Genomic DNA, 14,471 nt, shown 5'->3' on the forward strand with positions numbered 1-14,471 from the left:
GTAGTCAATGCGGGCGGGCGCGCCGTGCGCCCTGGCTTCACAGATGCCGCAGCAGGCGCTCGAAGGCCTGCGCGGAGGCCTCCACGTGGCGCTCCAGGCGGTGGCCATCGTCAACCAGCAGCAACTGCGCCGAACGCGCCTGCGCCCAGGCAATCACGCCGGCAGCCGGTACCACATCGTCATGCCAGGCCTGCACCACCGTGGTCGGCACCGCAGCGGCGTCCAGCGCCGGCATCGGGCCCATGGTGGTCGGCGGCACCATCAGGAACAGGCCGGCTACCGGCACCTGCAGCGAGGCGATGGCGGAGATGTAGGCGCCCAGGCTGGAGCCGGCCAGCACCACCGGCCCCTGACGGGCGGCGATGGCGGCGCGTTCAACCAGACGGCGCAGGCGGGTCGGCACGTCGCCCACCCGGCTGACCTCGCTCATCGCGTCCAGGTCGGTGTAGTCGGGGCGCTCGTGGGTCCAGCCCAGGCGTTGCGCCACCTCGGCCAGCGCGGTGACCTTGGTCGCCTCCGGGCCGCTCTCGAAGCCATGGGAGAGGATGCAGTGGCCGCGGCTCATGCGCGTGCTCCGTGGGCGCGGGCCGACGAGGAAAGGGAAGGCAGATTCATGCCGCAATGCTAGCATCGCCGGATGCCCAACCCGCTCCTGCCCGGCCTGCAGCTGCAGCCCCTGCCCTATCACGACCGACTGCCGCTGCGGGATCCCGCCTCGCTGGAAATGGTGGTGATCCACTGCACCGAGCTGCCCGATCTGGCGATGGCCCGCGAGTACGGCGAGCGCGTGCTGTACGACAGCGGCGCCGGCAACAGCGGGCACTTCTACATCGACCGCGATGGCAGCGTGGTGCAGTACGTGGCGCCGGAACGCGTGGCCCATCACGTGCGCGGCATGAACGCGCATACGCTGGGCATCGAGCTGGTCAACCGCGGGCGCTATCCGGACTGGTTCGACAGCCGCCACCAGGCGATGGACGAGCCCTACACCGAGGCACAGCTGCAGGCGCTGGAAGGCCTGCTGCAAGCGCTGGTGGCGCACTATCCGTCGCTGCGGCGGATTGCCGGGCATGACCAGCTGGACCTGGAGCAGGTGCCGGCCAGCGACGATGCGGCGCTGACGGTGGCGCGCAAGCGCGATCCGGGGCCGCTGTTCCCGTGGGCGCGAATCCTGGCCAAGGTGCCACTGCAGCCGGTTGGGTAAGCGGCAGGGCTGCGCCCTGCACCCGCAGAGGCAACGTCAACGTCAAGAGCTGGCATTCCGGGGGATGGCGGGGTGGATCCGATTGCGGGGGACGCCGTAAAGCCCCAGGCCGGCCCAGCCGCTGGCGGCTGTGCGTTCGGGCGCTTGCGAAGCAGTGCTTCGCAAGCAAAGCGCCCTCACCCATGGCGGCTTGGCCGCGGCATCCATGCCGCGGACACCCCCGCAACCGGACCCACCCCGCCTTCGACAGTTCTCCGCGATCCTTCGAATCGACACGGGGTCGGATCCCGTTGCTGCGCAACGGGCTCTGACCCCGATTTTCGGTTGATGGGGTCAGAGCCGCTTTCCGTTGGAAAACGGATCCGACCCCGCGCGGCTCAGGCGCCGGTCGCCACCGGGCGGCTGCTGTCGCTCACCCAGCCGCTCCAGGAATCGGCGTAGATGCGCGCGCCGCTCAGGCCCGCGCTTTCCATCGCCAGCAGCAGATGGCAGGCGGTCACGCCGGAACCGCACATCAGCACCACCTGCTGCGGATCGCGGGTGCCGATCACGCCCTGCAGTTCGGCGCGCAGCTCCTGTGCGTCGCGCAGGCGGCCGTCGAGTACGTTCAATGCGAACGGGCGGTTGACCGCGCCCGGCACATGCCCGGCCACCGGGTCCAGCGGCTCCACTTCACCACGGAAACGCTCACCCGCCCGCGCGTCGACCAGCCAGCCCGGCGCATGCTTCAGCCGCGCGGTGATTTCATCGGCGTTGGCGATCTGGATGGTGTCGAAGCGGCCCGGGTAGGCAGGCAGCGCTGTCACTTCAGCCTGGCCGCTTTCCAACGTGTGACCGGCGGCCTGCCAGGCGGCGATGCCGCCGTCGAGTACGGCCACCCTGCTGTGACCGATCAGGCGCAGCAGCCACCACAGGCGCGAGGCGGCCATGCTGCCGTCGCTGCCATCGTAGACCACCACCTGGGTGTCGGGGCCGATGCCCCACTGCCCCAGCTTCGCAGCAAAGGCATCGCTGTCCGGCAGTGGATGGCGACCATGGCCGACACGCGACAGATCAGACAGGTCACGATTCAGATCGGCATACACCGCACCCGGGATATGACCTGCCAGATACTGGCTGCTTCCCGCCTGCGGGTCGGCCAGCGAGGAGCGCGCATCGACCACCCGCACCGCAGTGCTGGCAGTGGCGCGTGCGTCGACCACGCGGATGCCTTCGCCCAACGCGGCAGCCAGGGTGGCGACATCGACCAGGGTGGTCCACGGCGGATCGATCAGCTTCATTGCACTTGCTCCAGGCGGCGACGCAGGTTGTAGAGAATGGCGGCGGTCGCCCCCCAGATGCGCTGGCCCGGCCAGCCATACTCAAGCACGTGGCGTACCCGGCCGCGATGGTTGATTTCGACCTGGCGCAGGCTGTCAGGCGCCATCAGGTAATCCAGTGGCACCTCGAATACCTCGGCTACTTCACTGGGCTGCGGCACAGGCACGAACTCCGGATCGACCACCGCCACCACCGGCGTGACGCGGTAGCCGGTGATGGTGACGAAGGGATCGAGATACCCCAGCGCCTGCACCTGGCCGGGCGCCAATGCGATTTCTTCCTGGCTCTCGCGCAGCGCGGCCGCCAGCGCGTCGCGGTCATCGGGTTCGGTGCGGCCACCGGGGAATCCGACCTGGCCACCATGGGTGCGCAGTGTTTCGGTGCGACGGGTGAGGATCACCTGTGCGCCGTTGGCGCGCGGCACGATGCCGGCCAGCACCGCAGCCTCCACTGGAGGCCCGGGCGGCAGCAGGTCGACCAGCTCACTGCGGTTCCAGCCGTCGCCCGCAGGTGGTTGGGCCAAGGGGTGCAGCGCGCGCATCAGTCGTTCGTGGTCGGTCAGCGAACCGCGCAGGGACTGCTGCAGTTGTTGCCGCAGGGGCTGCACGCGATGCAGGATGCGGCTGCGTTCCTCGTTGCTCATCGACGACCACCGCGCGATCTCATCGATATGCCGCCCGCAGCCGGCGCATCGCCGGTGCGGATCCAGCGTGCACACTCCGATGCAGGGACTTGCGACAACACGCGCCGTTTCTTCCATTGTTTGCACCCGCCAACAGTAGCGCGATCGGGCTGAATTTGCGCGGGTGGCCCAGCCGGACGGTAGAGTCGACTGTCAGTCGACTCGCGCGCGCAGCGCGGGCGTTTCCCCGATGTGACCCAAAAACAGTCGACTGACAGTCGACTCTACCGTCAGGGACTGCGCAAACAAAAACGCGCCGGTGGAATCACCGGCGCGTTTCGTTTGCTGCTTCGATTTACTTGACGCTGACCAGCTTGATCTCGAACTGCACAGCCACGTTCGGCGGGAACGGGGTGCGCGGATCGGCACCGTAGGCCTGGTCCGGCGGCAGGGTGACTTCCCACTTCGAGCCTGCCGGCATCTGCAGCAGGGTCTCGCGCATGGCCTTCATTTCGACTTCGCTGACCTTGATCGACGGGATCTGCTGGGCCGGGCGGGCTTCGGTCGGGCGCTGGCCGTACGGGAACGGACCGGCCACTTCCAGCTGCACAGTGCTGGCCTGGGTCGGCTTGGCACCCTTGCCGGCCTCGATCACGCGGTACTGGACGCCGCTCGGCAGGGACTGCACACCGGCCTTGGCCTTGTTCGCCGCGATGAACTGGTCGCTCTTGGTCTTGTTTTCGGCAGCCGCCTTTTCGTACTCGGCCTTGGCGGCCTGGGCACGGCCCTGCTCGCGCTTCTGGAACGCTTCAACGGCCGGCTTCAGCTGCTCGGCGGTGATCGCCGGCTGCTTCTTGGCGTAGGCATCCTGCAGGCCCTTCACCACCGAGTTGATGTCCAGCTGCTCACCACGACCGGTCAGCTCCGCCAGGTTGTTGCCGTAGTCGTAACCGAAGTAGTAGCTCAGCTTGCCCTTTTCGGACGAGACGTCCTGGGCGAAGGCATTGCCCGTCAGGGCCAGGGCCGCGACGGCGACCGCGATAGAACGCAACTTCATCAAACAGTTCTCCAGGGGTGGTAACTCAGGGACGTTCTGCGCCGCCCTGAGGCGACGGGTTAGGATAACGGGCGCAACGTGTAACCGCTACTCACGATGCAGGCTATGACCCGTCTGCGTTTCCAGAGTTCAATATCACTTTTTTTTAACGTTCCAGGAGTTTCCCCGTGGCCGATGCCCTGATCGCTGTCGCTGACGACGGCGCCATCCGCACCGTGACCGTCCAGCGCCCGGACAAGCTCAATGCCCTCAACGCCGCGACCCTGCAGGCCCTGGCCGATGCCTTCAGCGACGCCGCCGCCGATCCGGAGGTGCGCGTCATGATATTGACCGGGGCGGGCCCCAAGGCGTTCGTGGCCGGTGCCGACATCGCGGAAATGAACACTCTCAGCGCCGTTCAGGGACGTGATTTCTCGCTGCTGGGCCAGGCCCTGATGCGCCAGATCGAACGCATGCCCAAACCGGTCATCGCACGCGTGAATGGTTTCGCACTGGGCGGTGGCCTGGAACTGGCGATGGCCTGCCACCTGCGCATCGCCGCAGATACCGCCAAGCTCGGCCAACCGGAAATCAACCTCGGCCTGATCCCCGGCTTCGGCGGCAGCCAGCGCCTGCTGCGCCTGTGCGGCCGCGCCGCCACCCTGGAGCTGTGCCTGCTGGGGGCGCCGATCAACGCCGCGCGTGCGCTGGAACTGGGCATCGTCAACGAAGTCGTGCCGGCCGACGCGCTGGACAACCGGGTGCAGGACGTCGCCCGCCAGCTGGCACGCTCGGCCCCGCTGGCCCTGCGTGGCCTGCTCGACGCGGTGCACGTGGGCGGCGAATGCAGCCTGGAGGCCGGGCTGGAATACGAAAGTGCGCAGTTCGGCCTGCTGTTCGCCACCGAGGACATGCGCGAAGGCACCAGCGCCTTCCTGCAACGCCGCGCGCCGGCCTTCCAGAACCGCTGACGCCATGGCATCCCGACCCAACCCCGCGCAGTTGTTCGCCCGGGTCCAGGCAGACGATCTCGATGGTGCCCTGCAGGCCGGGCTGATGGACTACATCGTCCGTGCCGGCGACGACCGGTTGCTGCCTGACCACCCCGACCTTCCGCAACGCCTGTGCCAGGCCCAGCAGCAACTGCGCGCGGCCTGGGCTGCACGCGAACGCTACCGTGCCCGTGCGGTGCGCCTGGCCCGCCGCGAGGCCGAGCGCGATGCACGTCGCACTCCGGCACCAGCCCCGGACGTGAAGCCCGCCCTGCCCGCTGCGGCAGCCGCGATTCTGGCCCGGGCCAAGGCCCGCGCCAGTGGCAAGGAACAGTAATGGCCACCACGAAAAAGACCGCACGCGCCCCGGCGCGGCGTGGCGGCACGATGCCACGCGCCGACGTGGTGGAGATGTTCACCCGCCTGCGCGAACTCAACCCGCACCCGAAGACCGAACTGGAGTACAGCTCGCCGTTCGAGCTGCTGGTGGCGGTGGCGTTGTCGGCGCAGGCCACCGACGTCGGCGTCAACAAGGCCACGCGCCGCCTGTTCCCGGTCGCCAACACGCCGGCGAAGATCCTTGCGCTCGGCGAGGATGGCTTGAAGCAGTACATCGCCACCATCGGGCTGTTCAACGCCAAGGCAAAGAACGTGATCGCCACCTGCGCGATCCTGCTGGAGAAGCATGGCGGTGAAGTGCCGCGCGATCGCGAAGCGCTGGAAGCGCTGCCGGGTGTCGGGCGCAAGACCGCCAACGTGGTGCTCAACACCGCGTTCGGCGAACCGGTGATGGCGGTGGACACGCATATCTTCCGCGTCGCCAACCGCACAGGACTGGCGCCGGGCAGGAACGTGCGCGAAGTGGAAGACAAGCTGGTGAAGGTGATCCCGGCCGAGTTCCTGCTCGACGCGCATCACTGGCTGATCCTGCACGGACGTTATGTGTGCAAAGCGCGCAAGCCGGATTGCCCGGGCTGCGTGATCGCCGACCTGTGCCGGTTCAAGGAAAAGACCACGGCCGAGTGACGGCAGCATCCACGCAGGGCGTGACTCTACTGCAACCGGGTCGCAATCCGGGCGTCATACGCAAGCGGTTTCAATGGCAGGCCCTGCCGTGACGGGGCCTGCGGCGGATGTCTGCCGCGCGTGAACTGTCACATTTACGCAATCTTTACCTTCTAGCCTGCGCGCATCTTCCCACCTGCCTGCAAGGCTCCTCTCCATGAAACTGCATCACCAACTCCTGACGGTGGCCGTGGCTGCTGCGCTGTATGTGCCGGCTGCACACGCCGAAGTCGCCATCGACGTGATCGGCGGTTCGGAAATCACCTTCGAAGGCCTGGTCCAGGCCGACGGCAACTGGTTCCACAACGATGTGGTCGACCTCAACGGTGGCGACGCCGGCAACGGCAAGAACAGCGAATTCGAACTGCGTCGCGCCGAGCTGGTGCTGAAGGGCAAGGGCCCGGGCAACGTGGAGTGGGTGGTCGGCTATGACGCCAAGGCCGACAAGTTCCTCGACACCAACGTGAAGTACAAGCTGCTGGGCAACGCCAACCACTTCCTGCAGCTGGGCCAGTTCAAGCAGCCCAACAGCCTGGAAGAACTGTCCAGCACCAAGAACAACGATTTCATTTCCAAGGCAGCGGTCACCAATACCTATGCCATCGCCCGCCGCCTGGGCGGCGCGTACAGCTACGGCCAGGACAACTGGTCGGTGACCGCCAGCGCCTTCGGCCGCGAGCTGACCCGCAACCTGGCCCACGGTAGCGGCTACGGCGCGCGTGGCACCTGGGCCCCGATCAATGAAAAGGGCCAGGTCCTGCACTTCGGTCTGAGCTACGTCAACTACGACGCCGACGCCGACACCCTGCGCGTGCGTGCGCGTCCGAATGCCGACCTCGCCACTGCCCGCCTGGTTGACAGCGGCAACCTGACCGACACCGACCGCGTCAGCACCATCGGTGCCGAAGCGATGTACTTCCAGGGTCCCTTCAAGGCCCAGGCCGAGTACTACACCAGCAAGGCCAAGCGCTACGACCACGACAACTACTCCAGCGACGGCTACTACATCAGCGGCGTGTGGAACGTCACCGGCGAGACCTGGAGCTACAAGGGCGGCACTCCGGGCACCGGCCTGCCGAACAACCCGGCCGGCGGCCAGTGGCAGCTGGGCGTGCGCTACGACCACATGGACCTCAATGACGGCAACCTCGCCGCCAATCCGGTCGCCGGTCGCCCGCCGATCGTCGATGGCGTGCTGGGCGGCAAGATGGACATCTGGACCGTGGGCGCCAACTGGTACCTGCGTTCCAACTTCAAGCTGATGCTCAACTACGTGATGGTCGACAGCAAGAAGTACAGCTCCACGGCGCGCGGTTTCGTCAACGACGATCCCAACATCCTGGAAGCCCGCGCGCAGTTCTTCTGGTAAGCCCAGCCACCTGCGTTGAACCGCGAAGGCACGGCCCCGGCCGTGCCTTCGTCGTTGCAGCGATACCCGTGCCGTCCTGCCGGCACAGCGGACGCGACATCCCTCATGACGCGTGTCACGCCCGCGTCATATGACAGACGCGGACGTGTCACGCAACCGTTATGGAATGTGCACCGAAACGTCGGGCAACCGCCCTTCGACCACCACCCCAGGAGTCTCCCCGTGATCCACGCCTTCAAATCGCGCGCCGCTGTCGCCATCCTGGCTGCATCGTCCGTGTTCGCCGCCAACGCCGCCGACATCACCGGCGCGGGCGCATCGTTCATCTACCCGGTCATGTCCAAGTGGTCGGCCGACTACAGCGCCGCAACCGGCAACAAGGTCAACTACCAGTCCATCGGTTCCGGCGGCGGCATTGCCCAGATCAAGGCCAAGACCGTTGATTTCGGCTCTTCCGATGCGCCGCTGAAGCCGGAAGACCTGGCTGCTGCAGGCCTGGCGCAGTTCCCGTCGGTGATCGGTGGCGTGGTGCCGGTGGTCAACGTGGCCGGCATCGCCCCGGGCGCCCTGAAGCTGGACGGCGCCGTGCTGGCCAACATCTTCCTGGGCAAGATCAAGACCTGGAACGACCCGGCCATCGCCGCATTGAACCCGGGCGTAGCCCTGCCGAACGCCAAGGTCACCGTCGTGCATCGTTCGGACGGCTCGGGTACCACCTTCAACTTCGTCAACTACCTGTCCAAGGTCAGCCCGGAGTGGAAGAGCTCGGTCGGTGAAGGCACCTCGGTGCAGTGGCCGGCCGGCATCGGCGGCAAGGGCAACGAAGGTGTTGCCGCCTACGTGAAGCAGATCAAGGGCGGCATCGGCTATGTCGAACTGTCCTACGCGCTGCAGAACAAGCTCTCCTACACCGCGATGAAGAATGCCGCCGGCAAGTTCGTGCAGCCGAGCGACACCTCGTTCGCTGCCGCCGCTGCCAGCGCCGACTGGGCCAACGCCCGCGACTTCTACCTGGTGATGACCAATGCGCCGGGCGCCGAGTCCTGGCCGATCACCGCCACCAACTTCATCCTGGTGCAGAAGACGCCGAAGAATGCTGCCAATGGCAAGGCGACCCAGGAGTTCTTCCGCTGGGTCTACAAGAACGGCGACGCCCAGGCCCGCCAGCTGGACTACGTGCCGCTGCCGGACAGCCTGGTGCGCCAGATCGAGACCTACTGGTCGCAGAACCTGAAGTAAGCGCGTTCCCCCGCAGGAACGGGGGCGGCGGGTCCTCTCTCCCCCGCCGCTCCCACCCGGGCGCGAGATCCTCGAGATCTCGCGCTCTTCTTGTTTTCGGGGATGCACCTGCCTCTGTAGAGCCGAGCCGACGCTCGGCTGCGCTCTGGAGCATGCGGACCAACGGTCCGCACCTACCGTGGGCAGGGAGCTGTCGCGCATTGACGCTGCAAGGACCAACCCGCCGTCATATCAGTGCGCAGATCCGGGGTTTCCGGGCCCCGGCCGGATCGGCGCCAACCCTGTGAAACCCTTGTCAGAACGTGATCCAGGACACCTCTGTCATGGTCGTAATACGGCTGTAACAAAAACATCATTTCATAGCCGCATCCGCCGACCACGTCGGCTCTTCCCCGCTATGGAGTGACCATGAAACTGCACTCGGCCGGCCTTGCCGCCCTTTCCCTGGCCATCGCCCTGGGCCTGTCGGCCTGCGGTGGCGACAAGCAGGCCGCGCAGCAGCCGGCTGCCGGCGCTGCCGCTGCCCCCGCCGCTGCCGGTGCCGGTGCCAAGGTGACCGCCGAAGTGTCCGGCGCGGGCGCGTCCTTCATCTTCCCGCTGGTCTCCAAGTGGTCGGCTGACTACAACGCCAGCACCGGCGCCAAGATCAACTACCAGTCGATCGGCTCCGGCGGCGGCATCGCCCAGATCAAGGCCGGCACCGTCGATTTCGGTTCGTCCGACAAGCCGCTGAGCAGCGAGGAGCTGGCCCAGGCCGGCCTGGCGCAGTTCCCGTCGGCCATCGGCGGCGTGGTGCCGGTGGTCAACATCGAAGGCCTGGAAGCCGGCAAGCTGCGCCTGAGCGGCGCCCTGCTGGCCGACATCTTCCTGGGCAAGGTCAAGACCTGGAACGACCCGGCGATCGTCGCCGCCAACCCGGGCGTGAAGCTGCCGGACGGCAAGATCACCCTGGTCCACCGTTCGGATGGTTCGGGCACCACCTTCAACTTCTCCAACTACCTGTCCAAGGTCAGCCCGGAGTGGAAGAGCAAGGTCGGTGAAGGCACCTCGGTGCAGTGGCCGGACGGCGTCGGTGGCAAGGGCAATGAAGGCGTTGCGTCCTACGTGAAGCAGATCAAGGGCTCGATCGGCTACGTCGAACTGGCTTATGCCCTGCAGAACGGCATGCCGTATACCGCCATGCAGAACGCCGCCGGCAACTGGGTCGAGCCGAGCGCGGAAACCTTCGCCGCTGCGGCCGCCAGCGCCGACTGGGCCAGCGCCAAGGACTTCAACCTGGTCATCACCAACGCCCCGGGCGAGCAGGCGTGGCCGATCACCGCAACCAACTTCATGCTGATGCAGAAGCAGCCGAAGGACGCCAAGCGCAACCAGGACACCCTGGCCTTCTTCAAGTGGGCCTTCGAGAACGGCCAGGCCCAGGCCAACGAGCTGCACTACGTGCCGCTGCCGGCTGAACTGGTCAAGCAGATCGAGGCCTACTGGGCGACCGACCTGAAGTGATGGACCCGACGGTGCCCGCCCCGCGCGGGCACCGCTTGTTCCACGCCGTGCCGCCCCGCCCCTTCCTGGCCCAGCCGTCCCCATGAATGCCATCGCCCAGCCTGTAGCCGCCCCGTCCACGCGTGATGCGCGTGATGCCCGCAACGACAAACTGTTCCGATGGGTGCTGGTCGGCACCGTCATCTTCGTACTGATCGCCTTGGCCTGCGCCGCGCTGTCGATGCTGTGGGGCGGTCGCCATGCCCTGCAGATGCAGGGACTGAGCTTCTTCTTCTCCGCCGACTGGAATCCGGTCGAAAACAAGTTCGGCGCCCTGGCTCCGATCTACGGCACCCTGGTCACCGCTGTCATCGCGATGGTCATCGCCGTGCCGGTCAGCTTCGGCATCGCCTTCTTCCTCACCGAGGTCGCGCCGCGCTGGCTGCGTGGCCCGGTCGGTACCGCCATCGAACTGCTGGCCGGCATTCCCTCGATCATCTACGGCATGTGGGGCCTGTTCGTGCTGGTGCCGGTGATGACCGAGTACGTGACCCCGTTCCTCAACGAGACCCTGGGCGAATGGCCGGTCATCGGCCCGATGTTCCAGGGCCCGCCGCTGGGCATCGGCATGCTCACCGCCGGTTTCGTGCTGGCCATCATGGTCATTCCGTTCATTTCCTCGGTGATGCGCGAGGTGTTCCTGACCGTGCCCACCCGCCTGAAGGAATCGGCCTACGCGTTGGGCTCCACCAAGTGGGAAGTGAGCTGGGACATCGTCCTGCCCTACACCCGTTCGGCGGTCATCGGCGGCATCTTCCTCGGCCTGGGCCGCGCGCTGGGCGAAACGATGGCGGTGGCCTTCGTGATCGGCAACAGCGTGCGCCTGTCGCCGTCTCTGCTGGAACCGGGCACCACCATCGCCGCGCTGATCGCCAATGATTTCGGCGAAGCCACTGAAACCTACCGTTCGGCCCTGCTGCTGCTCGGCTTCGTCCTCTTCATCGTCACCTTCGTGGTGCTGGCCATCGCCCGCCTGATGCTGATGCGCCTGTCCCGCAAGGAGGGCAACTGATGTCCACCACCGCTGATTCGCTGTACCTGCGCCGCCGCATCGGCAACGTCGTTGCGATCACTGCGTCCTGCGCCACCGCCCTGTTCGGCCTGTTCTTCCTGGGCTGGATCCTGTTCACCCTGGCTGCCAAGGGCCTGGCCGGCATCAACTGGGATCTGTTCACCAAGATGACCCCGCCGCCGATGCAGGACGGCGGCCTCGCCAACGCCTTCTTCGGCAGTGCCGTGATGTGTGCACTGGCCATCGGCATCGGCACCCCGCTGGGCGTGCTGGCCGGTACCTGGCTGGCCGAGTATGGCAACGCCCGCAAGGCCGGCACCGTGGTCCGCTTCGTCAACGACATCCTGCTGTCGGCGCCGTCCATCGTGCTGGGCCTGTTCGTCTACACGCTGTACGTGATGCAGACCGGGGGCAACTTCTCGGCATTCGCCGGTGCGCTGTCGCTGGCCTTCATCGTGCTGCCGGTGGTGGTACGCACCACCGACGAAATGCTGCGCCTGGTGCCCTCGCAGATGCGCGAAGCGGCCCTGTCGCTGGGCATCCCGCAGTGGAAGGTGATCGTGCAGGTGCTGTACCGCAGTGCCTCGGCCGGCATCATCACCGGCATCCTGCTGGCGCTGGCCCGCATTTCCGGCGAGACCGCTCCGCTGCTGTTCACCGCCTTCGGCAACCAGTACTGGAACAACAACATCTTCCAGCCGATGGCTTCGGTGCCGGTGGTGATGAACCAGTTCGCCGGCAGCCCGTATGAATCCTGGCAGGTACTGGCCTGGGCCGGTGCCCTGGTGCTGACTGTCTTCGTGCTGCTGGTCAGCCTTGCCGCCCGCGGCATCCTGCTGCGCAACCGTATCTCCCATGACTGACCTTTCCGTGGATAACGCCATGAACGACCTTTCCAACGCCGTGCCGATGCAGCGCATCGCCGTGCCGTCCTCGCACGAGAGCCTGCACACCCCGGCTCCGGTCAAGCTTGCCGCGCGCGGACTGGACTTCTACTACGACAAGTTCCACGCCCTGAAGGGCATCAACCTGGAAATCCCGGAGAAGCGCGTGACCGCGCTGATCGGTCCTTCCGGTTGCGGCAAATCGACCCTGCTGCGCATCTTCAACCGCATCTATGCGCTGTACCCGAAGCTGGAAGCGCGCGGTGAAGTGCTGCTGGACGGCGAGAACATCCTGTCGCCGAAGTACCCGATGAACCGCCTGCGCAGCAAGGTCGGCATGGTGTTCCAGAAGCCGGTGCCGTTCCCGATGACCATTTTCGAGAACGTGGCCTACGGCATCCGCCACCACGAGAAGCTGAGCAAGGCCGATATGGCCGACCGCGTCGAGCAGGCGCTGCGCCAGGGCGCGCTGTGGGACGAAGTGAAGGACAAGCTGGGGCAGAGCGCACTGGGTCTGTCCGGTGGCCAGCAGCAGCGTCTGTGCATCGCCCGTGCCGTCGCCCTGCGCCCGTCGGTGCTGCTGCTGGACGAGCCGACCTCGGCGCTGGACCCGATCTCGACCAGCCGCATCGAGCAGCTGGTGGAAGAACTCAAGCACGAGTACACGATCGTGATCGTCACCCACAACATGCAGCAGGCTGCGCGCGTGTCCGACTACACCGCCTTCATGTACCTGGGCGACCTGATCGAGCACGACCGCACTGAAGTGATCTTCTCGCAGCCGTCGCAGCGGCAGACCGAGGACTACATCACCGGTCGCTTCGGCTGAAACGTCAGTCGAGCGTGGCTCGACTCTCCAGACAACGTCAGTCGAGCATGGCTCGACTCAACAGAGCGGAACAACCATGAACCTTCCCAACGACCACATCGTCAAGAGCTACGACGAGGAGCAGCAGCGCCTGGTGGCCGAAATCGTGCGCATGGGCGAGATGGCCGTCGCCCAGCTCGAAGCGGCGATGGACGTGATCGAGAAGCGCGACGAGAACGCCGCCCATCGCATCATCGCCAACGACGAAGCGATCGACGCGCTTGAGCAGCAGATCAGCCACGACGTGATGCGCCTGGCGCTGCGTGGGCCGATGGCGCGCGACCTGCGCGAGATCCTGGCTGGCCTGCGCATCCCGGCCGACATCGAGCGCATCGGCGACTATGCAGCGAACGTGGCCAAGCGCTCGATCGCGCTGGGCAAGGTGCCGCCGCTGCCGCAGATCCAGGGCCTGCGCGCGCTGGGCCGCCTGGCCGCGCAGCAGGTGCGCCGTGCCATCGCCGCCTACCGCGACAACGATGCCGAGGCCGCGCTGGCACTGCGCGAGGACGACGCCCGCCTGGACGCCCAGTACACCGCGCTGTTCCGCGAGCTGCTCACCTACATGATGGAAGACCCGCGCAACATCACCCCGTGCACCCACCTGCTGTTCATGGCCAAGAACCTGGAGCGCGTGGGCGATCACGCCACCAACATCGCCGAGAACGTGTGGTTCCTGGTGCACGGCGAGCAGCCGCTGCCACCGCGTGAAAAGCGCGACGAGACCTCCAGCACCGGCCAGCCCTGACGCTGCACTGCAACACCGGAGTCGACTCCAAGGTGGCCGCTGTCCTGTGACAGCGGCCTTTCTTTTTTTGCGGTGTTCCACCCGCGTTGTGGGCGCCGTGCTTGCCCGGCGCAGACCTTCCGGATGCTTCTGTAACAAATCTCACGAAAATTTGAGTTCTTGGCGAGGATTCGTTGAGTAGGATCGCTGCACCATCGATTCACCCCGGGCACCTGCCCACCACCCAGGAGTAAGACCGATGAGCAGTTCCAACAAGACCCTGTCCCTGCTGACCGCTACCGCCCTGGCCGCCGGCCTGGGCATGACCGCCAGTGCCTCGGCCCTGAGCATGAGCGACCTCGCCCAGGGCTACCTGGTGGCCGGCCAGGCGGCCAAGGCCAGCACCGATGCCAAAGCCGCCGATAACAAGATGGCCGCTGACGCGACCAAGCACGCCGAAGGCAAGTGCGGCGCCGACGGCAAGAGCGGCGAAGGCAAGTGCGGTGCCGACAAGGGCAAGGCTGCCGGCGCAGCGGGCGCCAAGGCCAAGGCCGGCGACACGAAGTCGGCTGAAGGCAAGTGCGGCGAAGGCAA

General features: G+C 66.5%; 16 protein-coding genes. 12 read left to right on the forward strand and 4 right to left on the reverse strand.

What is annotated here, in order from left to right; all coding sequences use genetic code 11:
- Positions 1–37: 37 nt before the first annotated feature.
- Complete coding sequence (locus N5E02_RS16900; protein ID WP_065186090.1) at positions 38–565, reverse strand: alpha/beta hydrolase; 528 nt, start codon at positions 563–565, stop codon at positions 38–40.
- A gap of 72 nt (positions 566–637) precedes the next feature.
- On the opposite strand from N5E02_RS16900, the gene N5E02_RS16905 reads away from it, so the two are divergent.
- On the forward strand, positions 638–1,204 hold the full coding sequence (locus N5E02_RS16905) for an N-acetylmuramoyl-L-alanine amidase (protein WP_053498686.1): 567 nt from the start codon (positions 638–640) through the stop codon (positions 1,202–1,204).
- A gap of 377 nt (positions 1,205–1,581) precedes the next feature.
- Here N5E02_RS16905 and N5E02_RS16910 read toward each other — a convergent pair whose 3' ends face one another.
- The 3 genes from N5E02_RS16910 to N5E02_RS16920 form a co-directional block, all read right to left on the reverse strand.
- Positions 1,582–2,484 (reverse strand): sulfurtransferase, encoded by a 903-nt coding sequence (locus N5E02_RS16910; RefSeq protein ID WP_065195767.1) that lies wholly within the window; start codon positions 2,482–2,484, stop codon positions 1,582–1,584.
- The gene (locus tag N5E02_RS16915; RefSeq protein ID WP_111202184.1) at positions 2,481–3,284 is read right to left on the reverse strand and encodes a CoA pyrophosphatase; all 804 of its coding nucleotides are present in this window, start codon (positions 3,282–3,284) and stop codon (positions 2,481–2,483) included. Before N5E02_RS16915 ends, N5E02_RS16910 begins: the two co-directional genes overlap by 4 nt.
- A gap of 217 nt (positions 3,285–3,501) precedes the next feature.
- Positions 3,502–4,203, reverse strand: a complete 702-nt coding sequence (locus N5E02_RS16920) for an FKBP-type peptidyl-prolyl cis-trans isomerase N-terminal domain-containing protein (RefSeq protein WP_005408797.1) — start codon at positions 4,201–4,203, stop codon at positions 3,502–3,504.
- 167 nt (positions 4,204–4,370) lie between these two features.
- Here N5E02_RS16920 and N5E02_RS16925 point away from each other — a divergent pair, with 167 nt between their 5' ends.
- The 11 genes from N5E02_RS16925 to N5E02_RS16975 all read left to right on the forward strand — a co-directional run.
- Positions 4,371–5,153: an enoyl-CoA hydratase-related protein gene (locus N5E02_RS16925; RefSeq protein WP_111202185.1), complete on the forward strand. Its 783-nt coding sequence runs from the start codon at positions 4,371–4,373 to the stop codon at positions 5,151–5,153.
- 4 nt (positions 5,154–5,157) lie between these two features.
- The gene (locus N5E02_RS16930) at positions 5,158–5,511 is read left to right on the forward strand and encodes a hypothetical protein (protein WP_005415900.1); all 354 of its coding nucleotides are present in this window, start codon (positions 5,158–5,160) and stop codon (positions 5,509–5,511) included.
- Entirely contained in the window at positions 5,511–6,200 is a 690-nt protein-coding gene (nth, locus tag N5E02_RS16935) for an endonuclease III (RefSeq protein WP_053501078.1), read from the forward strand. Before N5E02_RS16930 ends, nth begins: the two co-directional genes overlap by 1 nt.
- Before the next feature lie 196 nt (positions 6,201–6,396).
- The gene (locus N5E02_RS16940; RefSeq protein WP_065186086.1) at positions 6,397–7,608 is read left to right on the forward strand and encodes an OprO/OprP family phosphate-selective porin; all 1,212 of its coding nucleotides are present in this window, start codon (positions 6,397–6,399) and stop codon (positions 7,606–7,608) included.
- A 222-nt stretch (positions 7,609–7,830) separates the two neighbouring features.
- On the forward strand, positions 7,831–8,847 hold the full coding sequence (gene pstS, locus N5E02_RS16945) for a phosphate ABC transporter substrate-binding protein PstS (protein ID WP_065177412.1): 1,017 nt from the start codon (positions 7,831–7,833) through the stop codon (positions 8,845–8,847).
- Positions 8,848–9,255: 408 nt separating this feature from the next.
- Complete coding sequence (gene pstS, locus N5E02_RS16950) at positions 9,256–10,350, forward strand: phosphate ABC transporter substrate-binding protein PstS (RefSeq protein WP_279946526.1); 1,095 nt, start codon at positions 9,256–9,258, stop codon at positions 10,348–10,350.
- A gap of 82 nt (positions 10,351–10,432) precedes the next feature.
- Positions 10,433–11,401: a phosphate ABC transporter permease subunit PstC gene (pstC, locus tag N5E02_RS16955; RefSeq protein WP_012479635.1), complete on the forward strand. Its 969-nt coding sequence runs from the start codon at positions 10,433–10,435 to the stop codon at positions 11,399–11,401.
- Positions 11,401–12,264 carry a phosphate ABC transporter permease PstA gene (gene pstA, locus N5E02_RS16960; RefSeq protein WP_005415894.1) on the forward strand — a complete coding sequence of 288 codons (864 nt, stop codon included), beginning with the start codon at positions 11,401–11,403 and terminating at the stop codon, positions 12,262–12,264. The genes pstC and pstA overlap by 1 nt, the downstream gene beginning before the upstream one ends.
- 19 nt (positions 12,265–12,283) lie before the next feature.
- A complete protein-coding gene (gene pstB, locus N5E02_RS16965; RefSeq protein WP_049411272.1) occupies positions 12,284–13,114 on the forward strand; it encodes a phosphate ABC transporter ATP-binding protein PstB in 831 nt (276 codons plus the stop codon).
- 76 nt (positions 13,115–13,190) lie between these two features.
- Positions 13,191–13,898 (forward strand): phosphate signaling complex protein PhoU, encoded by a 708-nt coding sequence (gene phoU / locus N5E02_RS16970; protein ID WP_005415893.1) that lies wholly within the window; start codon positions 13,191–13,193, stop codon positions 13,896–13,898.
- A 238-nt stretch (positions 13,899–14,136) separates the two neighbouring features.
- Positions 14,137–14,471, forward strand: a 335-nt coding sequence (locus N5E02_RS16975; protein WP_279946527.1) for a hypothetical protein, incomplete at its 3' end; no start/stop codon positions are given.

This window comes from Stenotrophomonas sp. GD03777 (assembly GCF_029842485.1).
Classification (GTDB): Bacteria; Pseudomonadota; Gammaproteobacteria; order Xanthomonadales; family Xanthomonadaceae; genus Stenotrophomonas; species Stenotrophomonas sepilia.